This is a genomic window from Clostridioides sp. ZZV14-6150, assembly GCF_020657875.1.
Taxonomy (GTDB): domain Bacteria; phylum Bacillota; class Clostridia; order Peptostreptococcales; family Peptostreptococcaceae; genus Clostridioides.
In genome coordinates this window covers 365,396-392,112 of sequence record NZ_JAGWDA010000001.1, presented here as the reverse complement: position 1 = coordinate 392,112, position 26,717 = coordinate 365,396, and the positions used below count along the sequence as shown (strand labels likewise).

The following is a 26,717-nucleotide window of genomic DNA, read 5'->3' as shown; positions in this document are numbered from 1 at the left end:
ATCGGTCTAAAATGGGAACTTATCGCATAAACTTAAATATGAAAATATTTGTAGATACAAGTTCTATGTGGAGGTGTTCCATGAGAAATAACAAGTCTAAGGTATTGCTAGGAATACTGTGTCTAGCAACAGGAATGGCAGTAATTTTATCTATGTTGCTTCCTGGCTGGATTTGGTCAGCACTTACCGCATTAATACTTATTGGATGTGGAGCATTATTATTTTTTTGTTAAAATAATTTTAACTATAAAGTGTGGGGTGAGTATTGATGAAAGTAGTAACAATAAAGTTACCAAAATGGATTTCAAACATAGTTTTAAAATTTATGAGAAAGAGTAAAAATGATTAAATTTAAAAAGCCTACTTTCGGAAGTAGGCTTTTAAACGTGGCTATTAAGCTCTTTCAATTTTACCAGAACGTAAACATCTAGTACAAACTTTTACTCTCTTAGGAGCTCCATCTATAATCGCTCTTACGCTTCTTAAATTAGCTGACCATGTTCTTTTATTATGTTTATTTGAGTGTGATACTTGGTTTCCAGAAACCTTACCTTTACCACATACGCTACATACTTTTGCCATCTACGCACACCTCCTTAAAATGATAACTATTTAAAGACTAAAAACATATTTATATTATCATAAATAACAAAAATTTGCAATAGAAATATATATTTGCCTTACATATATTGAAGAATTTCTTATTATAATATAAAATTATATATATAATTTTATATAAAGTAAATATATTTGAAAAATAATTATTATTTTTCTTTAAATATATAGACAATACAAGAAATTTTATCCAAAAACTTTTCTAGGTTTAAATTATACCATATTTATAGTATGATATGATTATAATTTTATATAATAAATAAGTAAAAATAGTAAAAAATAAATTAAGAAACATTTTTAATAAAAATAAACTTAAGGGGGTCAACCATGAGTGCAAAGGTAATGAATCAATATGGAAGTATAGAAATAGATAATCAAGTAATAGCTCAAGTCACATATAGAGCTGCAATGGAAAGTTATGGTCTAGTAGGTTTAGCATCTAAATCTAAAGGAATAGTAGAATTATTAAAAGGTGAAAATGCTACTAAAGGTGTTAGAGTAGAAGAAGTAGAAGAAGATGCCATAGCAATAGAACTTTATGTTATAATACAATATGGTACAAATATATCTACAGTTGCAAATAACATAATAGATAGAGTTAAATATGTAGTTGAAAAGATGACTGGCGTAAGAGTCACTAAAATTGATATTAATGTACAAGGAATAAGAGTTAAGTAATTTTATAGGAGGAAAGAAATGATTCAGTATATAGATGGTAAAAGGTTAAGAGAGATGTTCATTTCAGGTGCAAACAATCTCCAAAACAATAAAGATTTAGTTGACAAATTAAATGTATTCCCTGTACCAGATGGAGATACAGGGACCAATATGTCCTTAACTATATCTTATGCCTTAAAAGAGTTAGCGAAAGTAGACAATGATAATATATCAGACATCGGAAAAGCATTATCTAAAGGCTCTTTAATGGGTGCGAGAGGAAACTCAGGAGTTATACTTTCACAAATAATTAGAGGTATAGCTAAGTCTATAGAGGGAAAAAGTAAATTATCGACAGATGATTTAGCAAAAGCTTTTAAAAATGGTGCTGATACAGCTTATAAAGCTGTAATAAAACCAATTGAAGGAACTATACTTACTGTAGTTAGAGAGAGCGGAGAGTTTGCAGTAAAAGCTGCTAAAAAAGAAAAAGATGTAGTAAAGTTTTTAAGTATGCTTGTAAAGGAGTCAAATGCTTCACTAGAAAGAACTCCAGACCTCCTAAAAAATCTAAAGGATGCTGGTGTAGTTGATTCTGGAGGAAAAGGGCTTGTACTTATATATGAAGGTATGTTAGCTTCTATAAAGGGTAACAATATAGAAATAAAAAGTGTTAGCCTAGACACTAATGTTGCAACAAATATAGACTTCCCAAAGAATAGCACTAGCACAGATGATATAAAATACTGTTATTGTACAGAATTTATACTAGAAAGTTCTAAAGTAGAAGATACGAAAATACGAGATATAATGATGGCTTATGGTGATAGTCTAGCAGTAGTTGGAGATGATGGAGTCATAAAGGTACATGTACACACTAATGACCCAGGAGACGTGCTTCAAGAAGCTCTAAAGTATGGTCAATTATTAACTATAAAAATAGAAAATATGAAGTTACAACATGAAAATACAATATTGGAAGTAGAAGAAAAAAAAGAAAATGATAGTGAGCCTTTAGAAGAAGAAAGAGAATTTGGATTCATAGCGACTTCTATGGGTGAAGGATTAGCAAATATATTTAAAGATTTTGGTGTTGACCATATAATAGAAGGTGGTCAAACTATGAATCCAAGTACTGAAGACTTTATGAATGCCATAAGGGATATAAATGCTAAAAATATATTTATTTTCCCAAATAACAGCAATATAATAATGGCTGCTAACCAAGCTAAAGAATTGAGTGATAAAAATATAATAGTTATACCTACAAAAAACACACCTCAAGGATTTGCTGCATTAGTAACATTTAATGGAGAATTAAGTGAAGATGAAAATGAAGAAGCTATGATGAATGCTTTAAATTCAGTTAAATCAGGTCAGGTAACTTTTGCTGTTAGGGATACAGTAATGAATGAAATTGATGTTAAAGAAGGTAATATAATTGGAATTGCAGAAGGTAAATTATTATCAGCAGGGGATTATGTAGATGAAGTAACATCAAATCTTATTGAAAAATTGGTTGATGAGGATACTGCTATAATAACTTTATTCTTTGGTGAAGATGTTACAGAATCTCAGGCAAATGAACTTCGTACTTCTTTAGAAGAAAAATTTGAAGATGTAGATGTGGAATTATATTATGGAGGACAACCTCTTTATTATTACTTAATTTCAGTTGAATAATGATTATAAGAACCTGTATGACCATGTAGCTTTTATAAAGTTGGTTGTACAGGATTTTTGTGTAGTAGGTGATATATTTGTTGGATTTATATAAAGATGTTCAATATGTTAAAGGAATAGGCCCTAAAAAAGCATGTAAGCTAAATAAGTTGGGTATATTCACATTAAAGGACCTATTGTATTATTTTCCAAGGCAATTTGAAGATAGAAACAATCTTAAGAAAATAGCACAATTGGAGAATGATGAAAAAGCTACAATAAAAGCAGTAATATCAAGTATAAATACATTTAGTCCAAAAGAAGGAATGACTTTAACAAAGATTGATGTAAAAGATGAAACTGGTTCGGCTAAGTTAGTATTTTTTAATAAAACTTATATAAAAAATACATTTAGACCTGGAGATTCAATATTAGTTTTTGGAAAAGTTAAGAAAAGATTTAATAACTTAGAACTTACATCATGTGAATTAGAATATCTTACTAATTCACCTAAAAATACATGTAGATTTATGCCTGTGTATCAACTTACATATGGTGTTACAAATAAAGAGATTATGAGTATAATTAAGACTGTACTTGAAGATAAGGAATTAATTATACAAGAATACATGCCACAAAGAATTATAGAAAAATATAGATTATGTAACATAGATTTTGCAGTTAGAAACATTCATTCACCAAGCAATAAGGAATCGTTAAAAATAGCTTTATATAGAATTGTATTTGAAGAATTACTTATATTACAGTTGGGACTGTTTGTATTTAAAAGTGGAAGAAATAAAGAAAATGGAATAAAATTTACAATAAGTGAAAGTTTAAAAAATATAATAAGTTCTTTACCATTTAAATTAACTAAAGCTCAGAATAGAGCATTAGATGAAATTATAAATGATATGAATTCCGATAAAATAATGAATAGATTGGTTCAAGGTGATGTAGGTAGTGGTAAAACAGTAGTTGCTCTCTTAGCACTTGCAAATTGTGTCTTAAATGGTTATCAAGGCGCTTTGATGGCACCTACAGAGATATTAGCAGGACAGCATTATATTTCACTTACTGAAACCTTAAAAGATTTTGGCATAAATGTAGGCTTATTAATAGGTAGCCTTACAAAAAAACAAAAAGATACGGTATTAGAACAAATTAAAAATAATGAAATTGATATATTGATAGGAACACATGCGTTAATTGAAGATAAAGTTGAATTTAATAATATTGGTCTAGTTATAACAGATGAGCAGCATAGATTTGGAGTTATGCAAAGAAGTAGACTTTCATTAAAAGGAATAAATCCAGATATACTAGTAATGACAGCAACACCAATACCAAGAACATTAGCACTTATACTTTATGGAGATTTAGATATTTCTATTATAGATGAACTCCCACCAGGGAGACAGCCAATAGAAACACTTGCTATTGAAAAGAGCAAGAGAGATAGAGCTTATAATAACCTAGTAAGAAGAGAAGTTGAATCGGGAAGGCAAGTATATATTGTATGTCCATTAGTGGAAGAAAGTGAAGCAATAGAAGCTAAGTCAGCTGTTGAATTAGTAGAGGAATTAAGAGCTGAATACTTCTCAGATTTAAGACTTGGACTTCTTCATGGGAAAATGAAATCAAGTGAAAAAGATGAAGTAATGAGTAACTTTAAGAATAAAGAAATAGATATTCTGGTTTCAACAACAGTTATAGAAGTTGGTGTCAATGTGCCAAATGCAACTCTAATGATAATAGAGAATGCTGAAAGGTTTGGTCTTGCACAATTACATCAGCTTCGAGGTAGAGTTGGGAGAGGAAGCCATAAGTCATATTGTGTACTAATTTATGACTCTAAAACAGATGTATGCAGGCAGAGAATGTCTATAATGGAAGAAACAAATGATGGATTTAGAATTTCAGAAAAGGATTTAGAAATAAGAGGCCCTGGAGAGTTTTTTGGGACTAGACAACATGGACTTCCAGAATTAAAAGTAGCAAATTTGTTTAAGCATATAAAAATATTAAAGTTAGCACAGCAGGAAGCACGATATATATTAGGTGAAGATAATAATCTACAATTGAAAGAGAATATTCCACTTAAAAATGAAATTATAGATAAATTTAAAGATACATTGGAAGAAATTTCATTAAATTAATTTTAATTTATGTTAAAATATTATTGATGTAAGAATGTGCTGAAGGGAGATTGTCATATTGAGAGTAATTTCAGGAAAAGCAAGAGGATTAAAATTAAATACTCCAAAAAATGAAGATGTAAGGCCAACAACAGACAGAGTAAAAGAATCTTTATTTAATATAATAAATTCATATATAATGGAAAGTGAAGTTCTAGATTTGTTTGCTGGAACTGGTTCTTTAGGGATAGAGTGTTTGTCCAGAGGTGCAAAAGCATGTACTTTTGTAGATATTAGTAAAGAAAGCATAGAAATTGTTAAATCTAATATAAAAAAAGCAAGGGTTGAAAATGAGAGTTTTATTTTAAACCTTGATTTTAAAACTGCTATAGATAAGCTTAAGTTACAAAATAGTAAATTTGACATAATTTTTATGGACCCTCCATATTATAAAAATATGTTTATAGAAGCTATTGAAAAAATTGATAATTCCAATTTATTGAATGAAGATGGAATAATAGTTGTAGAGCATGATACTAATGATTTATTTCCAGATAAAATATGTAAGTTACAAAAAACTAAAGATAAAAAATATGGAAATACTACATTAACTTTTTATAAGGTGGAGGCATAAAATGGAAAATAAACCTAGAAAAGCTATATTTGCAGGAAGCTTTGACCCAATTACTAATGGACATTTAGATATTATTTGCAGGGCTTCGAAGTTATTTGACGAATTACAAATAGGAGTCCTAAATAATCCTAATAAAAAAGGTCTATTTAGCTTTGATGAAAGAGTAGAACTTATAAAAAAAAGTACAAGCCATCTAGAGAATATAAAAGTTGTAACTTTTGATGGGCTATTAATAAGTTACTGTCAAGAAAATGGAATTGGAGCATTAGTTAGAGGTGTAAGAAGTGGTGCTGATGTTGATTATGAGCTTCAAATGGCTCATATGAATAGAGAGCTTAATCCAGATATAGAGACTATAATTTTACCAAGTTGTACAAAATATTCATTTATAAGTTCATCTTTAATAAAAGAGGTTTTGCTCTTTGATGCTGATATAAAAAATTTGGTTCCAAAAATTGTTTTGGAAGAATTAAAGAAAAAAACTACTGGGGGTAATTGATATATGAAGATAGATTTAGAAATGATTGAACTATTTGATCAATTAGAGGAGATAATTAGAAGTGCTTCTACAATTCCTTTTTCACATAAATGTACTGTAGATAAGGATGAAGTTCTAGCAATAGTTAATGATATAAGAACTTTAATACCAGAAGAAGTAACACAGGCAGTTTGGATAAATAAAGAAAGAAATAAAATAATAAGCCAAGCTAAACAAGATGCTACAAACATAGTTGAACAAGCACAAAAAGAAGCTGAAAGAATACAACAAGAATATCAGGAAAATATAGAAGAATTAAAGAAAAATTCTGAAGATGTAGTAAAAGCATATGTAGAGTCAAGCGAACCTGTTGTTCAAGCAGACCAAAGAGCTAAGGATATAGTTGACAGAGCTGAAAGAATAGCCAATGAGATAAGAATTGGTTCAATTGAATATGCAGAAGATGTACTTTCTAGTGTTGAGTATAATTTAAAAGAAATATTAGAAGAAATAAAAAGAGATAAAGCTGAACTTAGACCTAAAAAATAAATTTTTTTAAGTAGATAAAAACAGACCATATAATTATATGGTCTGTTTTTTATGGAGCAATTTAATAAAAGAGATTTTAAAATCAAAAATTTCACTAAAAAATTCTAGTTTATCTTAACTATATTGATTACTATAAAAAATAAAAATAGCAACGTTGCTATAGAAAAAAACTATAATAGAAAAATATATATAGAAAAAACTGATTAGACAAGAAATACATGCTTTGATAATATTTTAAATGGAGTAAAATTATGTAGAATTACAATGAAAAAAGAAAAACCAAACAAGATGGAGGGAATTAAAGTGAGTATGTTGAAAAAATTGTGTTCACTAGCTATGGTGGTAATTATGACTACAACACTTATAACAGGGTGTTCAAGTGGTAGTGGAAAAGATGCAAAAAAGGATGGAGAAAAAGAAAAGCTAGTTCTTTGGATGCCACCAGTAGAAGATAATATGAAGGAAGTTTGGGACCCTATTTTAGATAAATTTGAGGAAAAAAATAACTGTGAAGTAGATTTACAGATAATTCCTTGGGAAAATTATTCAGAAAAATTTGCAACAGCCATAAGTGCTGATGAAGGCCCTGATGTTGGGTATATGTATGCAGAAATGTATCCTCAGTTTATACAAAGTGGAGCAGTAGAAGATTTAACTAACTATGCAACTAAAGAAGATAAAGAACAATCTATTTACATAAAAACATCTGAAATGATGGGTGGAATGTATGGAATGCCATTCCAAGCAGCAAATCCAGGTGTATTATACTATAACAAAGATATTCTAGATAAGATAGGAGAAAAACCTCCTAAAACATGGGAAGATTTTAAAAGAATCTGCCAAAAAGCAACAAAGGATACTGATGGCGATGGAAAAGTAGACCAATGGGGATTAGCTCAAGGATGGGGAGCTAAAACTTTTGGTAACATGAACTGGAACTGGTATCCATATTTATGGCAAGCTGGTGGAGACATATTTAATGACGATTTAAAATCAGTTAAATTTAATGATAAGAGTGGTTTAGACGCGGCTAATTTCTTAAAAGAATTACAAGCATATGTACCTGAAGATTCTTTATCTAAAGATAGTAATGAAATGATAGAAAGTGTATTTGGACCAGGAAAAGCAGCATTTACTATAATGTTGTCTTCTGCTGCAACAAGTGTATTTGATAAGTCATTTCCAGATTTAAATTGGGGATTTGTAACTGGTTTAGAAGATAAGAAAGCTGCAACTTTTGGAGCAGTAGACCATTTATCTTTAATGTCATCAGCAAAAGATAAAAAACTTGCATATAAATTAATACAACATATGTTAAGTGTTGAATCAATGACAGAATTCCATAAAGCAATACCAAGAGCACCAATAACAAAAGGTGAACCATATCAAGGTGATGAAAGATTTAAAGAAATGGTTGAAAATGATAAGGATGTATATAGACCATTAGTAGTAGGACCACATGGTGTTGAAATATATGAATATTTATGGAAAGAACTTCAAACTATGATTTCAGGAGATAAAACTCCAAAACAAGCATTAGATGATGCTGCAAAATATTCAAATGATTTATTAGCACAATAAAAGTTTAAGGCTGTAAGATGTTATAAAATACTTTACAGATTAAAATTAGCATTGTATTTATAAGTACAATGCTAATATTTATATTGGAGAGGATAAAAATGAATAACTTAGTTAGAGAGTTTGAAGAAAATTCAACAAGAAAAAAATTAAAACTAAATATTAAACCATATATATACATATTACCATTGGGCATAATTTTAGTGACATTTTATGTATTACCAATAATAATGTCAATATACTTTAGTTTTACAAAGTACAATATTATTAGTCCAGCAACATTTATAGGTTTAGAAAATTATAAAAAATTATTCACAGATGAAACATTAAAAGTATCTATTATAAATACAATTAAATTTGCTGTTGTAGTAGTACCTTGCCAGACTATTTTATCATTGATTTTGGCAGTTTGGATTACAGGAAAAGGAAATAGTAAAATAGCTTCATTTGCTAAAGGAGCTATATTTATACCTGTATTATCATCTATGGTTTTGATTGGTATGGTATGGAGAGCTTTATTAAATGGAGAAGGTTCAATTATATATCAATTATTAGGTGCTTTTGGAATAGAATCATCTAAACTTTTGGGTGATAGTAAGACAGCACTTCCTACACTTATGTTTATATCTATGTGGAAAAACATAGGATATTTTATGGTAATTTATATTTCAGCTATAATGAATTTACCAAAACATTGTTATGAGGTGGCAAAGGTTGATGGAGCTACAAAACTTCAAGAATTTATGAAAATAACAGTTCCATTACTAAAGCCAACTACAATAATGGTTGTGTTTTTAGGAACAATATGGTCGTTACAAGTGTTTGACTTGGTTTATACTGTGACAGGTGGAGGTCCAGGTATATCTACTATGAGTATAGTTATGCACGCATTTAACTTAAACTTTAAAAATTTCAATTCTGGATATGCAATGACTGTAGCAAATGTATTATTTTTGTTGATAGCAGTAGTTTCAATTTTACAAAATAAGCTTGTAAAACGAGACAGTTCAGATTTTTAGAAAGGTAGGTATAATATGAAAACAACAAAGAGATTATTGAGTGATGGGTTGCTGTTATTTATAGCATGTGCAAGCTTAGTACCATTTATATATATGTTGATAATATCATTAAAGGTAACATATAATTCGTACAATTTGGATATATCTTTTTCAACAGTAACACTTCAAAACTATATAGATATATTTACCAAAAAAGGATTTATGCAATATTTTTTAAACACAACTATAGTATCTTTTTCAGGAGTACTGTTAAATTTAGTATTTAGTACATTAGCAGGGTATTCTTTTGCGAAGATGGATTTTAAAGGTAGTGATAAGTTATTTTTATTTATGATAATGACTTTAATTATACCATCTCAAGTTACAATGATACCACTTTATATAATAATGAAACACTTAGGATGGATAAATAGTTATTTGGCTCTTATTATGCCAATACCAACTGCATTTGGTGTATTTATAATGAGACAAGCTATTTTAGGAGTACCAAAAGAACTCTTAGAATCAGCAAAAATAGATGGTTGTTCAGACCTTAGAATTTTAGTACAAATAGTGTTACCTCTAATCAAACCAGCATTAATTACACTAGCTATATTTACTTTTATGGGAGCATGGAATGAGTTTATGTGGCCTCTTATAGCAACAACTAAAGATGCAATGAGGACATTAACAGTAGGGCTATCCACTCTTAAGACATTCCAGATAACGAATTATGGACAAATGATGGCAGGAGCAACAATAACATTTTTACCTCCATTTATTTTCTATTTAATTTTACAAAGTAAATTTGTTGAAGGTGTATCTTTATCTGGTATAAAAGGTTAAATAGTCTATTTTAAAAATACAAAATAAAATTTATAGATGCGGAGGAAATTAAAACATGGAAATTTCATATGTATTGAAAGATTGCACATTTAAACACAATAAATACTCAGTTATAGAAGCTGAAACTTGGGAACATAAGGATTTAAATATTGTAGTAGCTAGAGGTGAAAAATTTGCCTTTCAAATTATGTTGAAAGCTACAGAAGAATTTAATTGCACAATTGATGGTAGTAGTGCTATATCATGGAAAGGCTTGGGAAATAGAGTAAGATTAGAACTAAATGTGTCTGATGGATTAGAAAACAATTTTAGTATAAATATATTAGGGTATGTTCAAGATGATACAAAAGCATTTGTAAATGATGCTATTTTGAGAGATAAAGATGTGCTAGTGGAACAATATTTGCCTCAAACGTTTTGGATTGAAGGGCAAGTACCTGAGGCTTTTTTAGGAAATAACTTTAATATAAGTATTGATATATTTAAAAGCTTTGGATATGAAGATGAAGAAAAAGTTTGTACAGTTGATGTGCCAATAGAAGTAAAAAATGTTGTGTTAAAGCCTTTAGACGAAAGTAAATTCTTTTTAGATTTATGGCAACATCCAAGTTGTCTAGCTAGAATGTATAAAGTTGAATTGTGGTCTGATATACATTTTGAGATAATAGATAATTATCTCAAAGAACTAGCATCTTTAGGAGAAAAAGTTGCAACAGTTATAGTTTCAGATTATCCATGGGCAGGTCAAAGTTGTTATAAAGTTTATAAAAATCCATCAAACTTATACGAATACAATATGGTGGGTGTATCAAAAGATTTAGATGGAAATATCAAGTGTAATTTTGAAAGCATGGACAAATATATAAGTATAGCTAGTAAGTACAAAATGGCTCAGGAGATAGATTTATTTGGTCTGTTGGGTAATTGGTGTGCTGGAGAGTTTGGAAACCCGATAGAGGGCTACAAAGACCCTATAAGAGTAAGATACTTTGATGAAAAAGACAAAGTGTTTAAATTTATAAATAATACAGATGATTTAAAAGCGTATATAGGGTTAGTATTAAATCATTTAATAGAATGTGATCTATGGGATAGCGTCAGAATTATAGCTGATGAACCAAATAATCCAGAGGTCGTAAAAGAGTGTATCGAATTTATAAACTCTACTGTAAGTACTCATCAAGTTAAATATAAATCAGCAACTCATGACCAAAATTTTTTAGATAGAGCCAAAGATGAAGTTGATGATATGTCAATAAATTTAAAACTTACTATTCAAAATTATAAAGATATAGAAAATCTAAAGAAAAAAATGCATGATAAAGGCGGAATATTGACTTGGTTTGTTTGTTGTTTCCCAGAAAAACCAAATAGTTTTATAAGTTCTCCTTTTGTAGAAAATAGAATAATAGGGTGGTATACTTATTATTTTGGTCTTGATGGATTTTTAAGATGGGATTATAATTTATGGACAGAAGACCCTTGGAAAGACGCAAGTTATAAATTCCCTATTTGGAAAGCTGGAGACATGTTCTTTGTTTATCCTGGAAAAGACTTAAAGCCTGTTAGAAGTGTTAGAATGGAAAACTTAAGATTTGGCATACAAGATTTTGAGTTATTCACCATGTTAGAAAAAGAAAAGGGAAGAGAATATATAGAAGTTGAGCTTATGCAAACTTTGTTAAATAAAAAAGAAAATGCTGAGATTAAAGGTTTTGGAAATATAGAGCTTGGATATTCACTAGATAATTGTGGATATGATAAGATAAAAAAACAAGTTTTAGATTTGTTAGATAAATTGTAAAAAAAATAAGGGCAGTATATCTTAAAATAATTTTAATTATTTTAAGATATACTGCCCTTATTTTTTAAAGAATATTTGAGAAAAAATTTATAAAGAAGCATAATTAGACATGACATGATATAATTTAAATTGTTATAATAGGGTATTAATTATATTAAGGCTACTGCGGATAGAATAAACTTATTAAAATGTATCATACAAAAATGAAATTGTTAGGAGGAGAGTAATATAAAAAGAATAGGTATTAGTATAACAGCTTTTTTAAGTATAGTTTTTGTTGGCGTTTGTTTTGTAATAAGGGGAAATAGTGATACAGTTACAATGCAACGAGGAATAAATATAGGAAATTCATTGGAATCACCAAAAGATTTTCCTTGGGATGTTAAAATGTCAAATAAATATTTTGATGATATAAAAAAGGCAGGTTTTGATACAGTTCGTATACCAGTAAGATTTTCTGATTACACCTCAGATTCTAATGATTATAAAATTGATGAAGAATTCTTCAAAAAGATTGATGGGCATATAAAGTATGCATTGGATAAGGATTTAGTAGTTGTGCTAGATTTACATCACTTTGAAGAAATTATGCAAGAACCACAAACTAATAAAGAAAAGTTTTTAAAAATATGGCAGCAAATAGCTAGTAGGTACAAAAACTATGATAAAAACTTGGTATTTGAATTATTAAATGAACCTAAAGAAAGTTTGTCTTCACAATTACTAAATGAATACTTTGAAGAAGCTATAAATATAATTAGAAAAACTAACCATAAAAGGACAATTATAGTAGGTCCATACAATTACTATCAAATTGACTATTTAAAGGATTTGAATATTCCTAAAAATTCTAATATAGTAGTTTCATTTCACTATTATGAACCAAATGATTTTGCATTCCAAGGAAATATTTATCATAAAGGGTTTGAGCACTTAAGTAATATTACTTGGGAAGGAACAAATGAACAACTTGAGTATCTAAAGAAAAGATTTGATACAGTAGAGAAGTGGGCTAATAAAAATAATGTAAAAGTTTTCTTGGGAGAGTTTGGAATAACAAAAGAGGCACCAGAAGCTTCAAGAGTAGCTTGGATAAAAGCAGTAAGAGAAGAGGCTGAAAAACGAAATTTTTCATGGGCTTATTGGGAACTTGCTTCTGGATTTGGAATATATAATCAAGTTGAAGGTACTTGGGATGAAGATATATTGAATGCACTAATAGGAAAGAGGTGATTTGGTGAAGAAAAATTCAAAAAAGGTACTTATAACCTTAACTATTATTACTAATATCATATATATATTGTGGAGAATTTTTTATACAATACCCAAAGAAGAAGGGGCGTTTGCATTAATCTGTGCGATAATACTACTTTCAGTGGAGCTAATAGGAATGATGGAAATGTTTGTACATTATTATGGAATGTCTAATATTGAGTATCCTGAAAAGCCAATTATAAGTGAAGAACTTTATCCACATGTAGATGTATTTATTGCAACATATAATGAGTCTGTTGATTTGGTGAGAAAAACAATAAATGGATGTCTTCATATGCAATATCCTGATAAGAAAAAGGTGCATATATACATATGTGATGATGGTAATCGTGAGGAAATGCGTCTTCTGTCAGAAAAAATGGGTGTCAATTATATAACTCGAACAGAAAGAGAAGGCGCTAAAGCTGGAAACCTAAATAATGCAATGCAACAGACAAACTCTCCTTTAATTGCTACGTTTGACGCAGATATGATACCTATGCATGATTTTTTAATTGATACAGTACCATACTTTTTAAAAAATGAGCAAGCTAAAAAAGATGGAGAAAAAGAACAATACGAAAAGATTGGTTTTGTGCAAACACCACAAAGTTTCTATAATCCAGATTTATTTCAATTTAATTTACACTCTGAAGGTAGAATTCCAAATGAACAAGATTATTTTTATAGAGATATTCAGTTAGCTAGAAATAAAACCAATTCTGTAATTTATGGTGGTAGTAATACAGTTATTTCAAGAGAAGCTTTAAACGAAGTTGGAGGATTTTATACTTTTTCTATCACAGAAGATTTTGCAACAGGGATTTTAATCCAAAGTAAAGGATATAGATGCTATGCTATTCCAGAGGTATATGCATCAGGATTGTCTCCAACAGATTTAAAAAGCCTTATTAAACAACGTGAAAGATGGGCACGTGGATGTATACAGACGGGCAGACGATTAAATATTTTGTTTAGAAAAGGTTTAGGATTTTGGCAGAAAATAAGTTATATTTCTTCAATTACTTATTGGTATGCAAGTATAAAGCGCTTTACTTATATAATGGCTCCCATTTTATTTTCAGTCTTTAATGTAATTGTTGTAAAATGCACATTACTTCAAGTATTGATATTTTGGTTGCCTATGTATATTTTAAGTAGTCTATCTCTTAAAATATTTTCTCAAAATATAAGAAATACAAGATGGACTAACATATATGAAACTATAATGTTTCAGTCTTTAATGCCAGCAGTAATACTTGAAACATTTGCAATATCTAAGAATAAGTTTTCAGTGACTAATAAAAATAAAGCAGAAGAAAAAATAATATATAAGGTCTTGCAGGGAGCACCATATTTTATCTATATAGTGTTATCTATAATAGGAATCTTAAAGATGTTTATATCAATATTTAAAATGAATTCAATGACATACTCAGTTGTACTGTTTTGGTTAATTGGAAATCTTTTTAACCTTATTATGGCAATGTTGTTTATATCAGGAAGACAGCAATTGAGAAAATCTGAGCGTTATGTTGCTGAAATTGATTTTAAACTAAAGCAAAATTCGTACATTCTTTCTTCAAAAACGATTGATATATCAGAAAATGGATTTGCATTTTTGTTGGAAAATCCAGAGTATATTTCTCCAGAAGAATTTGAGATAGAGTTTAGAGAAAAATCAGGAAATGAAATATATATAGCTAGTATGAAGGCAAAAATAGTTAATGTTGTGGAAATAAACTCGAAATGGAAGTATGCATGTTACATTACACACATTGAAGATAATCAATTTGATAATTGGATGTGTATTGTTCATGATAGGGTACCTACTTTGCCAATGACAATATCTAATCAATTAGGTTTTTTTGATGACTTGCAAATTAATGTAAAAAAACGTATTGAAAAATCCAAAACTTTATCGCGAAGAAGTCCAAGAATTAATACAGATTTTGAACGCACTATAGAAAATATAGGTAAGGTAAAACTGGTAAATTTTAATTATCAGTATGTATTACTAAGTTTTGAAAATAAAAATATTTATCCTCAAAAAATAGAAATAGAACTTAATGAAGATATTATACTTGAATGTGATTTATGTGAAGGTAAAGCTGATGTGAGAGGTGTTCTATACAAGGTAAATAATATTGATAGTATAATGCAAAATTTATTTTTAAGAGAGGAAATGATGGAGTGGATATTACAACATAAAACAATTATAATTTCAAAACCTAATGAAAAGAAAGACGAATGCACAGATGAGTTTGAGCCCATGAAATATATTTAGGAGAGATAAAATGAAAATTTTAAAAGTGTTTTTGTGTTATTTAAAATATTTTATTTTAGTGTTTATTTTTTTTATAAACAGTATTTTTATAAGTTCAGCAATAAGTAATAAAAATTTAGATTTATCTTTTAAAAAGGTGGAAAGTAATTTAAGTGCTAACATTATACATGAAAATACAAGCATAAAAATAGAGACAGAGAGTTCTAAAAATAATAAAGAACGTTATCTATATATTTATAAAAATATAAAAGAGGACTGGAATGGATTCCATAATTTTTATATTGAGATTCAAAATAAAAATAAAAGTTCTCAGCGAATTAATTTAAATATACAAAGTAAGGATATGCTTGACTTTAAGTTAAAAGAAGGTAGCGAAATATTTATTGAAAATCAAAATATAATATATTCAGATAAAATAAAAGATGGATGCATAGATATACCAGGTGAGTTTGAGGGAAAAATTTATGTAAATTTTAGCAGTTTTATAAATGATAAAAATAATGTCGTGTTAGATTCAAATGTGCTATCAGATATTAATGGGTGGGGAATTACATTTATTCCATCTAATGAAGAACATAATGTTATTACAATAAGAAAAGTATCTTTACTTTTAGAGGAGCAACTTGAATCCTTGCATAATATTAAAATAATTGGTGATGAAGAAGTACAAATACCTGTATTGGGTCAAAGTATAAGTCAATATAAAGTGTCAGGACTAGAAAATAGTTCAAAAATTAAGTACTCATTTGTAGAAAAACAAAACAATGTAAATATATCTCAAGAAGGTAAATTAACATTAAATAATGAAGTACAACCTGGAGAAATTATTTTACAAGTTAATGTTGATGACAAATTTAAAGTTGGAAAGAAGATAGCATTGACTCAGTCTTGGAGTATTAATCAAAAAGATAAAGATGGTGTTCCATATACTTTAGTAGCTCCTAAACAATCACCAACAGTACAAAATATGAAAACAGTAAATTTTATAAATAACAGTTTAAATTTTATTCGCATTTTATTTATATCCTTAGTAGTAATATGTTTAGGTATATACTTATATTGGAAAAAATACTCAAAAACTGAGTAAAGAGAGGAGGTATAGCATGTTATTTTCAAGTTTGATTTTTTTATTTTATTTTTTGCCAACAACTCTGGTATTATATTATTTATTTAGATTTAATCGGACAATCCAAAATATGATATTACTTATTGTTAGTTTATTTTTTTATGCATGGGGAGAACCGAAATTTGTTGTTATTATGATAGCTTCGATAATAATGAACTATATATTTGGTTTACTAGTAGATAGATACAGAAAAAGTAAAGGAAAAGTAAGGCTTATTTTGATTTTGATGTGTATATATAATATAGGTGTTCTATTTATATTTAAATATCTAGCTTTTGCATTAAGAAATATTAGTTCACTTATTAATACAGAACTTGCCATTCCAAGTATTGTTTTACCTATAGGTATTTCATTTTTTACCTTCCAAGGAATGTCTTATGTTATAGATGTTTATCGTAGACATGGAGAAGTTCAAAAGAACCCTTTTTATGTAGGATTATATATAGCTTTTTTCCCACAATTAATAGCAGGACCTATAGTTAGATATGAAAGTGTTGCAGAACAAATTCATAACAGAAAAGAAACATGGAATAAATTTTCTATTGGAACCTGTAGGTTTATAACTGGTTTAGGTAAAAAAGTATTAATTTCTAATAATATGGCAATAGTAGCAGATTATATTTACACTATGAATAGTCAAGGTTCAATAGCTGCATCGTTGGCTTGGCTTGGTTCAATAGCTTATACTTTACAAATATTTTTTGACTTTTCTGCGTATTCGGATATGGCCATAGGTTTAGGTCTTATGTTTGGTTTTAAATTTGAAGAAAACTTTAATTATCCATATATTTCAAAATCAATTTCCGAGTTTTGGAGAAGATGGCATATTTCTTTAGGAATGTGGTTTAAGAGTTATATATACTTTCCACTTGGTGGTTCTAGAGTTTTAAATAAAGACATTATGATTAGAAATATGTTTATAGTATGGTTATTTACTGGAATATGGCATGGTGCAGAATGGACATTTGTGATTTGGGGGATTTTGAATTTTGTTTTTTTAATTATAGAGAGATTCATAATGTTTGAAAAGATTGAAAATTATAATCTCATAAAACATATCTATACTTTACTAGTAGTAAACTTTGGATGGGTACTGTTCAGAGCTCCAAATTTAAATGAAGCATATAACTATTTTAAAGCTATGTTTGGTGCAAGTGGAGTTATATGGAGTGATTATACATATATGTTCTTGAAAGAATATTTGATTTTCTTTATATTTGCATTTATTTTTAGTGTACCTATTGCAAAGAAAGTTAATAAATTTGTTGTTGAACAAGCTAAATACAGTACATTATTTAATTTATTTTATCCAATTTGTTCTATTTTATTGTTCTTTATTTCTGTGACATATTTAGTAACTGGAAGTTATAATCCATTTATTTACTTTAATTTTTAGCTGAGGAGGAAAAGTATGAATAGATTTTTTAAAGTAAGGCTAATAACTACAATTATATTCTTAGTTGTTTTATTCACCTTCTCTATCTCTAATATCTGTTATTCTGGAAAGGATATGATACAAGAAATAAAAAATTCAATTAATGATAAGAATAGTTTAAAGGATACTATATCGTCTATTGATAATACAGTAAATGACAAAGTGATATATAAAAATACTTTTATTGAAACTTATGGATATTTACAAAAACTAATGGGTAAAAATGAATTTTCAAAGTTTAGTGTTGTGAAAGATACTTCTGGAAAAATGCATTACACATATTTTGCTAAATCTCCAAATCAAGTTGATGTATTGGTAGATAGAGTAAGTAAGTTCTCTAAGGAAATGGATAAACAAAATACTAAATTGGTTTATTTAATGACTCCAGATAAATATATAAAAGGAGTGACACAGTTTCCTAAAGGCATACCTTATTCCTATAGTAATGAGACAGCAGATAATTTTTTAAATGAGCTAAAAAAGGATAATGTTGACTATATAGATTTTAGAGAAAATATTTTAAAAAGTGGTATTTCAAAAGATGATTTATTCTTTAAAACAGACCACCATTGGAAAGTAGAGACTTCTTTTTGGGCATTTGGAGAATTAATTGAACAGCTTAATAAAAAATATAATATGAAATTAGATGAAAATTATTATTATAGAGATAAGGAGAACTATAATTCGATTGTATATCCTAGGTCATTTCTTGGTTCTATGGGAAGAAAGACAGGAGTTTTATATGGCGGGATAGATGATTTTACACTAATTTATCCTAAATTTAAGACAAATTATACATACTATACAGATTCTAAATCTCAAAAATTTGAATTAAAAGGAAGATTTGAAGAGAGTTTGATATTATCATACCCTTTTAATGCTGACCTTAATTTAATGGATGGACAATCAGATAAATATTTTACATATTTATTGGGGAATCGTCCACTAGTTAAAATTAAAAATATAGAAAATCCAGAAGGATTAAAAGTGTTATTTGTTAAGGACTCATTAATTGTACCAACAGCAGCATTCTTTTCTTCTGTTTGTTCAACTATGGATATGATAGACCCTAGATATTATGATGGAGATATATTAGAATATGCAAAGTCTCAAGATTATGACTTTGTTTTTATATCTGTATATCCTCAAAACCTTACAAAAGAATTTTTTCCATTTTGTAAATAAAATAAAAAATAAATGGCTAACTTTGTACTATGTCAGCCATTTATTTTTTATGATTCCTTTTAAGAAATATTTTTCTTATTGAATACTTCTTTATCAACTTTTCCAAGTGATTTACCTACAGTAATTGAAGATACCATAGCTCCATTGACATTTATCATTGTACGTCCCATATCTAGTATAGGGTCTATTGCAAGTATTCCACCAACTAGTGGGAAATAAGAACCAAGACCTACTCCAGAAATAACAACCGAAACAGCTATTGTAGCAGTCCCTGGAAGTCCTGCTATCCCAAGTGAACTAATTGTTATAACAATTAACAGCATAACATAAAAACTGATATCCATATTTACTCCAGCCATATTAGCAAGAGTAACAGCCATTAAAGCAGGATATATGCCAGCACAACCATTCATACCCATATTTGCACCTAAACTTGCTGTAAAGCTTGATACACCCTCATCAACTCCGTGATTTTGTACTAAACTTTCTATCGTAACAGGCAATGTTCCCAAACTAGAACGTGAAGTAAATGCTAGAAGTAGAGCTTCAGTTGAATTTTTTATATAAGTAATAGGATTTAGACCATTTAAAGTTATAAAAATTAAATGTATAACAAATAATATTGCAACTGATATATAAAGAGCTAATATAAAATATAAAACAGAAATTATTGAACTAATACCTTGTGAAGTTATTGTATTTGCAAGTAGTGCAACTACAGCATAAGGCATAAATTTGATAACAGTCATAGAGACACTAACAATTATTTTGTAAGATGCTTCTATAAAATCTATAAATGGCTTTATAGTTTCAAAATGTTTTTTACTTAATCTCTTTATTGAGGTACCTATAAATGTAGCAAATATTATTGTAGCTACAATATTTCCATTTGCCATAGCCATTACAGGGTTTGATGGCAATAATCCTCTTAAAGTATCTACAAGAGAGTTTATTTCCTTAAGTTCTTGATTTCCACCTAAACTAGATAAATCAGCTCCTACTCCTAATTTCATTGTGTTTGCAACAACAATTCCAACAATTGCTGCTATAGCCGTAGTAATAAGGAGCATTCCTAGAGATTTAAATGTTAAAGTTCCAAGATTATTATCTTTCATGTTAATAATTACTTTTATAATTGATAAGAAAACCAAAGGTATTACTAACATTTTTAATAAGTCCATAAATCCAGAACCAAATAAACTATACCATTTGCTTACTTCTTGCAACCAAGTAATTTGAGTTGTATCAGTAGGAAAACCAGCAAAAGCTTGAATAATAATTCCTAATATAAGACCAATTATTGTAGCATATATTGTTCTCAATGAAAATTTGATTTTTTTCTTTTCAAATTGTCTAACAATAAAAAATATACCTATAAGTAATACTATGAAAAAAATCGTTTTAAAATCTGTAATCATAAGAAATTGTGATAAGAATGAGCTTTCCAATATTTTTTCTCCTTTGTCTAAAAATAAATTTTTCTAAGTTTAAATGATATCAATATATTAAAAAAATGTCAATATTATATCACAATTTACCGAGATAGAATAAAATGATTTAATTTATCAAAATGTGATTAAATAGATGGAAATGGGGTATAATATATGTTTAAAGACTTTGGATTAGGGTAATAGATGTAAGAATAACTTTTATAAAATTTGATTTCAAATAAAAAAATGTTAAAAAAATAACTAAAAATTATCATGAAAATATATACATAGAATAGATATCAAATGAAAAGTTTAAAATAAGTAGAGAAATTAATTAGACGTCTAAGGAGAGATAAAATGAGAGTAATAATAATTGGTGGTGTTGCAGCTGGTATGAGTGCTGCAGCGAAATTAAAAAGAATTAAACCTGAATATGAGGTTGTAGTTTATGAAAAAACTGAAATAGTGTCTTTTGGAGCTTGTGGATTGCCATATTTTGTAGGTGGTTTTTTTGATGATGCTAATGATTTATTGGCAAGAACACCTGAAAAACTTAGAGAATCTGGTATTGATTTAAATATATTTAGAGAAGTTATTGCAGTTGATACTGAGTCTAAGAAAATAAAAATAAAAAATGTAAAAACAGATGAGATATACGAAGATTACTATGATAAATTGATGATAGCAACTGGGGCAAGAAGCATAATGCCTCCTATAAAAAATATAAATTTAAAAAATGTTTCTACACTAAAAAGCTTATATGATGGAGAATATCTAAAAAAATTATTAAGTGGAAAAGAAATAAAAAAAGTAACTATAATAGGTGCTGGATTTATAGGATTAGAAGCAGTTGAAGCATGCAAGAAATTGGGTAAAGATGTACAAGTAGTTCAATTGGAAGAGAGAATATTACCACAAGTATTTGATAAGGAAATTACAGATGTCTTAGAGGATGAAATAAGGAATCACGATGTCAAATTGCATTTGAATGAGATAGTTGTAGAATTGTCTGGAAAAGATAGAGTGGAAAAAGTAATAACAAATAAAGGTGAAATAGATACAGATGTTGTGATAATTGCTACTGGTGTAAAACCGAACACGGAATTTTTACAAAACACAAATATAAAAACATTAAAAAATGGAGCTATAGTAGTTGATGAATATGGAAGAACTTCTGTTGAAGATATATATTCTGCTGGCGATTGTGCGACTATAAAGAATATAGTAAGCAATGAAAACGCATATATACCTTTAGCAACTGGAGCAAATAAATTAGGTAGGATAGTAGGAGAAAATCTAGCAGGTAAAGAAGTCTCTTATCAAGGTTCTCTATCTTCAAGTTGTATAAAGGTTATGGATATGGAGGCTGCCTCAACTGGAATTACAGAGAAACAAGCTAATGCTTTGGGATTAAACTTCAAATCCAAATTTATTTCTGATTATAATCAAACTCATTATTATCCTGGAAGAAATAAAATATATGTAAAACTTATTTATGATGCAGATACAAAAGTTATTTTAGGTGGGCAAGTAGCTGGTTTTAAAGATGCTGTTCAAAGAACTAATGTGTTAGCAGCTGCTATCTTTGGAAAAATGACTACAAGTCAACTTGGTATGTTAGATTTATGTTATGCTCCTCCATTTGCAAGAACATGGGATGTATTAAATGTAGCTGGAAATGTATCTAAATAATTTTATCTAAGCAATTATTAATAATTACGTAATTATTAATAAATTAAATAATAGTAATAAATACTAAAGGAATGAGTTTACCCTAAAATAATTTTATCTAAGGTAAGCTCATTCCTAAATTTTTATTACGGATAATTTTTACTAAAGCTATAAAATTAATTATTCATCAAAATTTAAGTGTAAACTAAGTCTATCTTCACCAATAATCGTATTTTCAAAAACGTTAGTAGCATTTTCTAAGTACATATTAGGCATATCTAATGATGGGCTAAAGTGTGTCAATAAAAGTTGCTTAACATTTCCTAGTTTTGCAAGATTTGCAGCTTCTCTAAAAGTCATATGCTTGTTTTTGACAGCTTTTGAAATATCTAAATCATCACCATACATAGCTTCACATATAAATAAATCACTATCTTTTATAAAGTTAGGTATTGAGTCTATAGGTCTTGTGTCTGTTGTAAGACTTATTTTAACTCCTTTTCTTGATTCTCCTAAAACCATGTCTGGAGTGTATTTTTTTGAATCTAAAACAATACTTTGACCATTTTGAAGCTTTTTCCATATTGTTTTAGGAACTTTATTTTGAGTTGCTTTATTTATATCAAATTTAGGATTTCTTTTAAAATTAAAACTATATCCTATACACTCTATAGAATGTTCTAAAGGGATTGTTGAAATCTCTATGTTTTTTAAATACTCATTATCTAAAGAAAAACTACCTTGAGGATTTTCTATAATTTTTAAAGTATAGGGTATATATTCTACTAAATTTCTCATAGAACGAATACAATCAATTATTCCAATAGGGCCAACTATAGTTAAATCACTTGTACGACCGCTATTTCCAATCGTTGATAGAAGCCCTAAAAGTCCAAATATATGGTCACCATGTAAATGTGTTATACAAATCAAGTCTATATCTTTAAAGCCACATTTTTTCAACTTCATAGATACTTGAGTGCCTTCACCACAGTCAATTAGTATTTTTCTACCTTTATAATTCATAAATACAGAAGATAGAAATCTATGTGGCATGGGTACATTTCCACCACATCCAAGTAAAGTTAAATCTATCATTTTTTCCCCTTTCTAAAATTAACACAAATCTGTTGTTTGTTTTTATTATGATATCCTATTATAATTATTTTAACATTAAATACAACAATAAATGTGTATTTGAGTCAAGAAATATTAGTAAATAGAAACTTTGTATAATAATATACAAAAACTCTATAAGTATAACTTTAAATTTATTTTTGAAAAATTTATAGGAGGTAAGTCTAATGAAACTGTCAAAAAGAATTACTATTTTATCATTGATAATATTGACTTTAGTTGGATGTAGTAATGGGGAAAGTAAAAAAACAGTTGAAGGTTCTAACAAAATTCAAAGTTCTAAAAAAGAAGAGCAAGCTATTGTAGTACATAAAGATGAAAATATATTAAAAGATAGGTATGAACCACCAAAAGGATTTAAAAGGGTTGAGGTAGAAAAAGGTAGTTTTGAAAGTTTTTTGAGGAATACTAAGTTGAAAAATTATGGTGAGAAAGTCAAGTATTACGATGGTAGGACTAAGGAATCAAAAGGAATCTATGATAGTGTATTCGATGTCGATATTGGCGATAGAGATTTGCATCAATGTGCAGATGCAATTATGCTTATGAGAGCAGAATACCTGTATAAGAATAAGAGATATGATGAAATAAGTTTTGACTTTGTGGATGGTTTTAAGGCTAAGTATTCAAAATGGGCAGAAGGTTATAGGATTTCAGTAAAAGATAGTGGTTCAAGTTGGTATAAAGCAAGTGAATATTCAACATCATATGAGAGTTTTAGAAAATTTATGGATATAGTATTTGCTTATTCAGGTACTTTATCGCTTGAAAAAGAATTAAAACCTGTACAACTTGATGATATGAAAATAGGGGATGTTTTTATAGTTGGAGGCAGTCCAGGACATGCAAGTATAATTATGGATATGGCAGAAAATGAAAAAACTGGAGAAAAGGTCTTTATGATAGCTCAAAGTTATATGCCTGCTCAACAAACTCAGCTTCTTATTAATCGTAAACAACCAAATTTAAGTCCTTGGTATAACTTGAATTTTGAGGGGGATTTAACAATTCCTCAATGGACTTTTAAAAGAGACCAGCTAAAAAGGTTCTAAAAAAATACATATAAAATAAATGGAAAATATAAGTGTGAAAAAATGTAATTAGATTAAAACCTGTTGGATATGGACAAAATTAAATTGATAGATAAATATTAAAAATCGAAATGATTAACTTTGTATATTTAAATATTTATCTAAAAAGCTTTATCTTAAAATAAGAGTCTTATTTTAAAGCTGAAACTAATTTTAGGAGGATAACTTATATTGAAAATTAGAAGATATTTAATTTTAGTAATTATAATTCTAATTACAACAGGCCAGAGTTTTATTTCTTATGGACTAGAGAGCTTTGAAGAAATAACTATTTTTCACACTAATGACATACATGGAAGATATGCTGAAGGTGATGAGTATATACAAATAGGTAATCTAGCTACATTAAAAAAGGAAACTCCAAATTCAATTTTAGTAGATGCAGGAGATTGCTTACATGGGTTACCAATAGTAAATATGAATAAAGGTGAAGATGCAATTGAATTAATTAAAAGTGTTGGATATGACTATATTACTCCAGGAAATCATGACTTCAATTATGGAAAGGATAGATTATTAGAGCTATCCAAAATTGCTAATTCAGGAGATAAAACTTTAAAATTTTTAGCATCAAATATATTTGAAGATGATAAGAACATATTTGACAGTAATGATATAAAAGAAATAGATGGTATAAAAATAGGATTTTTTGGGCTTACAACTCAAGAAACAAAAAGTAAGACAGGCTCTAAAAATGTAGAAGGATTAGAGTTTAGAAATCCTATAGAAAGTGCAAAAGAGCAAGTAAATGAATTAAAAAGAAAAGGAGCTGATGTAATAGTTGCAATATCACATATTGGAACTAATAGTTTAAGTAAGCCAAATAGTATAGATATCGCAAATAAAGTTAATGGTATTGATTTAATTATTGATGGTCATAGCCATACTAAGTTTGAAAATGGTAAACAGGTTGGTGATACACTGATTGTAAGTACAGGGCAATACCTAGAACATATTGGTGAAGTAAAGTTAACATTGGATACTAATGATACAGAGCATATAAAAATAGAAAATAAATCAGCAAGATTAATTGAAAAAGAAGAAGCATTAGAGTATAAGCTTGATTCTAACGTAAGTGAAAAGATTGGTGAAATAAAGAAACAGCAGGAAAAAGTTTTAGATAAAGTGATAGGAGTAACAAAAAATACTCTAGATGGCTCATATGAAAATGTAAGGACAAAAGAAACGAATCTAGGAAATTTAATAAGTGATATCTTATTAGATAAAACTAAAGCAGATATTTCGCTATTTAACGGGGGGAATATAAGAGATACAATTGAAAAAGGGGATATAACAATAGGAAGTATTGCAGATGTATTCCCTTTTAGCAACACTATAGTTACTAAAAAACTTACAGGAGAACAAATTAAAAGTGTTTTAGAACATGGAGTAAAACTTTATCCAGAAAAAAATTCAGCCTTTTTACAAGTGGGTGGAATCTCATACTATTTTGACCCAAAGCAGAAAGAAGGAGAAAAAATAACTGGTATTATGAAAGATGGAAAATCTCTAGACATGAATAAAGAGTATACAGTTGCAACTAATGATTATATAGCACTAGGTGGAGATGAATTTCCTTGTTTATCAAAAGAGCCAATGTTAAAAGATTTTGGAAGTTTAGAAAGCGCAGTAATTGAGTATATAGAGTATAAAAAAGAAATCTGTAAGAGTGTAGATGGAAGAATTAGCATTAAAACCAAGGAAGAATTGATAATTAAAAGTAATGAGAGTAACTTAGTATTAAATGGTGATGAAGACAATTTAAATGATAGTGAAGACAGTATAAATAATGAGGATACTAAAAACTCGAATGAGAATAAACGTAAAAATTTAGATAAAATGAAAGTTAGAGAAAGTTCTAATGTAAAAGCATCCAAAGCAGAAATTAAAGAGAAATCTCCTAAAACAGGCGATTTAGGTATAAAAGATAGTATGTTTATATTTGCAGCTTCAAGTGTTTTAATTTACTTATTTAACACTAACCAGATAAATTTAAAAAAGAAAAAATTAAAATGAAATAAATAATAAAATAGACTCAATATCTATTTATTAATAAATAGATATTGAGTCTTAGATAAAATATAAACTTAAGCAAAGGTAATTGGATGTTTGAATACTGGATTATCTTTGTTTTTTTATATT

General features: G+C 28.3%; 22 protein-coding genes. 19 read left to right on the top strand and 3 right to left on the bottom strand.

The window, feature by feature from the left end; translation table 11 throughout:
* Positions 1-80 precede the first annotated feature (80 nt).
* Entirely contained in the window at positions 81-233 is a 153-nt protein-coding gene (locus KGF41_RS01750; protein WP_009893656.1) for a hypothetical protein, read from the top strand.
* A gap of 160 nt (positions 234-393) precedes the next feature.
* Here KGF41_RS01750 and rpmB read toward each other — a convergent pair whose 3' ends face one another.
* The gene (gene rpmB, locus KGF41_RS01745) at positions 394-582 is read right to left on the bottom strand and encodes a 50S ribosomal protein L28 (protein ID WP_003416297.1); all 189 of its coding nucleotides are present in this window, start codon (positions 580-582) and stop codon (positions 394-396) included.
* A 360-nt stretch (positions 583-942) separates the two neighbouring features.
* Here rpmB and KGF41_RS01740 point away from each other — a divergent pair, with 360 nt between their 5' ends.
* The 15 genes from KGF41_RS01740 (at position 943) to KGF41_RS01670 (ending at position 19,246) form a co-directional block, all read left to right on the top strand.
* Positions 943-1,293: an Asp23/Gls24 family envelope stress response protein gene (locus KGF41_RS01740; RefSeq protein ID WP_227432491.1), complete on the top strand. Its 351-nt coding sequence runs from the start codon at positions 943-945 to the stop codon at positions 1,291-1,293.
* Positions 1,294-1,311: 18 nt separating this feature from the next.
* Positions 1,312-2,955 carry a DAK2 domain-containing protein gene (locus KGF41_RS01735; RefSeq protein ID WP_227828131.1) on the top strand — a complete coding sequence of 548 codons (1,644 nt, stop codon included), beginning with the start codon at positions 1,312-1,314 and terminating at the stop codon, positions 2,953-2,955.
* Between the two features lie 80 nt (positions 2,956-3,035).
* On the top strand, positions 3,036-5,093 hold the full coding sequence (gene recG, locus KGF41_RS01730) for an ATP-dependent DNA helicase RecG (protein WP_227856292.1): 2,058 nt from the start codon (positions 3,036-3,038) through the stop codon (positions 5,091-5,093).
* A 58-nt stretch (positions 5,094-5,151) separates the two neighbouring features.
* Positions 5,152-5,706 (top strand): 16S rRNA (guanine(966)-N(2))-methyltransferase RsmD, encoded by a 555-nt coding sequence (gene rsmD, locus KGF41_RS01725; RefSeq protein WP_227828133.1) that lies wholly within the window; start codon positions 5,152-5,154, stop codon positions 5,704-5,706.
* A 1-nt stretch (position 5,707) separates the two neighbouring features.
* Entirely contained in the window at positions 5,708-6,205 is a 498-nt protein-coding gene (gene coaD / locus KGF41_RS01720; RefSeq protein WP_227432495.1) for a pantetheine-phosphate adenylyltransferase, read from the top strand.
* A gap of 3 nt (positions 6,206-6,208) precedes the next feature.
* Positions 6,209-6,733 carry a hypothetical protein gene (locus tag KGF41_RS01715; protein ID WP_227828134.1) on the top strand — a complete coding sequence of 175 codons (525 nt, stop codon included), beginning with the start codon at positions 6,209-6,211 and terminating at the stop codon, positions 6,731-6,733.
* Positions 6,734-6,997: 264 nt separating this feature from the next.
* Positions 6,998-8,314, top strand: a complete 1,317-nt coding sequence (locus KGF41_RS01710; RefSeq protein WP_227828135.1) for an ABC transporter substrate-binding protein — start codon at positions 6,998-7,000, stop codon at positions 8,312-8,314.
* A gap of 98 nt (positions 8,315-8,412) precedes the next feature.
* A complete protein-coding gene (locus tag KGF41_RS01705) occupies positions 8,413-9,330 on the top strand; it encodes a carbohydrate ABC transporter permease (RefSeq protein WP_227828136.1) in 918 nt (305 codons plus the stop codon).
* A 15-nt stretch (positions 9,331-9,345) separates the two neighbouring features.
* Entirely contained in the window at positions 9,346-10,155 is an 810-nt protein-coding gene (locus KGF41_RS01700) for a carbohydrate ABC transporter permease (RefSeq protein WP_227828137.1), read from the top strand.
* 55 nt (positions 10,156-10,210) lie between these two features.
* Positions 10,211-11,959 carry a DUF4091 domain-containing protein gene (locus KGF41_RS01695; RefSeq protein WP_227854505.1) on the top strand — a complete coding sequence of 583 codons (1,749 nt, stop codon included), beginning with the start codon at positions 10,211-10,213 and terminating at the stop codon, positions 11,957-11,959.
* A gap of 321 nt (positions 11,960-12,280) precedes the next feature.
* Positions 12,281-13,192, top strand: a complete 912-nt coding sequence (locus tag KGF41_RS01690) for a glycoside hydrolase family 5 protein (protein ID WP_227842089.1) — start codon at positions 12,281-12,283, stop codon at positions 13,190-13,192.
* 4 nt (positions 13,193-13,196) lie between these two features.
* On the top strand, positions 13,197-15,500 hold the full coding sequence (locus KGF41_RS01685; protein ID WP_227842090.1) for a glycosyltransferase: 2,304 nt from the start codon (positions 13,197-13,199) through the stop codon (positions 15,498-15,500).
* Between the two features lie 10 nt (positions 15,501-15,510).
* Positions 15,511-16,587 carry a hypothetical protein gene (locus KGF41_RS01680; protein ID WP_227856291.1) on the top strand — a complete coding sequence of 359 codons (1,077 nt, stop codon included), beginning with the start codon at positions 15,511-15,513 and terminating at the stop codon, positions 16,585-16,587.
* 16 nt (positions 16,588-16,603) lie between these two features.
* Positions 16,604-18,022 carry an MBOAT family O-acyltransferase gene (locus KGF41_RS01675; protein WP_227856290.1) on the top strand — a complete coding sequence of 473 codons (1,419 nt, stop codon included), beginning with the start codon at positions 16,604-16,606 and terminating at the stop codon, positions 18,020-18,022.
* Positions 18,023-18,037: 15 nt separating this feature from the next.
* Positions 18,038-19,246, top strand: coding sequence for an alginate O-acetyltransferase AlgX-related protein (locus tag KGF41_RS01670; protein WP_227842095.1), 1,209 nt, complete (start codon positions 18,038-18,040; stop codon positions 19,244-19,246).
* Positions 19,247-19,305: 59 nt separating this feature from the next.
* Here KGF41_RS01670 and KGF41_RS01665 read toward each other — a convergent pair whose 3' ends face one another.
* Positions 19,306-20,694 carry a cation:dicarboxylate symporter family transporter gene (locus KGF41_RS01665; RefSeq protein WP_227842097.1) on the bottom strand — a complete coding sequence of 463 codons (1,389 nt, stop codon included), beginning with the start codon at positions 20,692-20,694 and terminating at the stop codon, positions 19,306-19,308.
* Between the two features lie 339 nt (positions 20,695-21,033).
* On the opposite strand from KGF41_RS01665, the gene KGF41_RS01660 reads away from it, so the two are divergent.
* Complete coding sequence (locus KGF41_RS01660) at positions 21,034-22,368, top strand: CoA-disulfide reductase (RefSeq protein WP_227839412.1); 1,335 nt, start codon at positions 21,034-21,036, stop codon at positions 22,366-22,368.
* Positions 22,369-22,527: 159 nt separating this feature from the next.
* On the opposite strand, the gene KGF41_RS01655 is transcribed toward KGF41_RS01660, so the two are convergent.
* Complete coding sequence (locus KGF41_RS01655) at positions 22,528-23,445, bottom strand: ribonuclease Z (RefSeq protein WP_227839411.1); 918 nt, start codon at positions 23,443-23,445, stop codon at positions 22,528-22,530.
* Between the two features lie 206 nt (positions 23,446-23,651).
* Between KGF41_RS01655 and KGF41_RS01650 the strand changes: the two genes are divergently transcribed.
* Both KGF41_RS01650 and KGF41_RS01645 read left to right on the top strand, forming a co-directional pair.
* Positions 23,652-24,536, top strand: coding sequence for a DUF4846 domain-containing protein (locus KGF41_RS01650; RefSeq protein WP_227856289.1), 885 nt, complete (start codon positions 23,652-23,654; stop codon positions 24,534-24,536).
* 210 nt (positions 24,537-24,746) lie between these two features.
* Positions 24,747-26,591: a bifunctional metallophosphatase/5'-nucleotidase gene (locus tag KGF41_RS01645; RefSeq protein ID WP_227856288.1), complete on the top strand. Its 1,845-nt coding sequence runs from the start codon at positions 24,747-24,749 to the stop codon at positions 26,589-26,591.
* Positions 26,592-26,717: the final 126 nt, after the last annotated feature.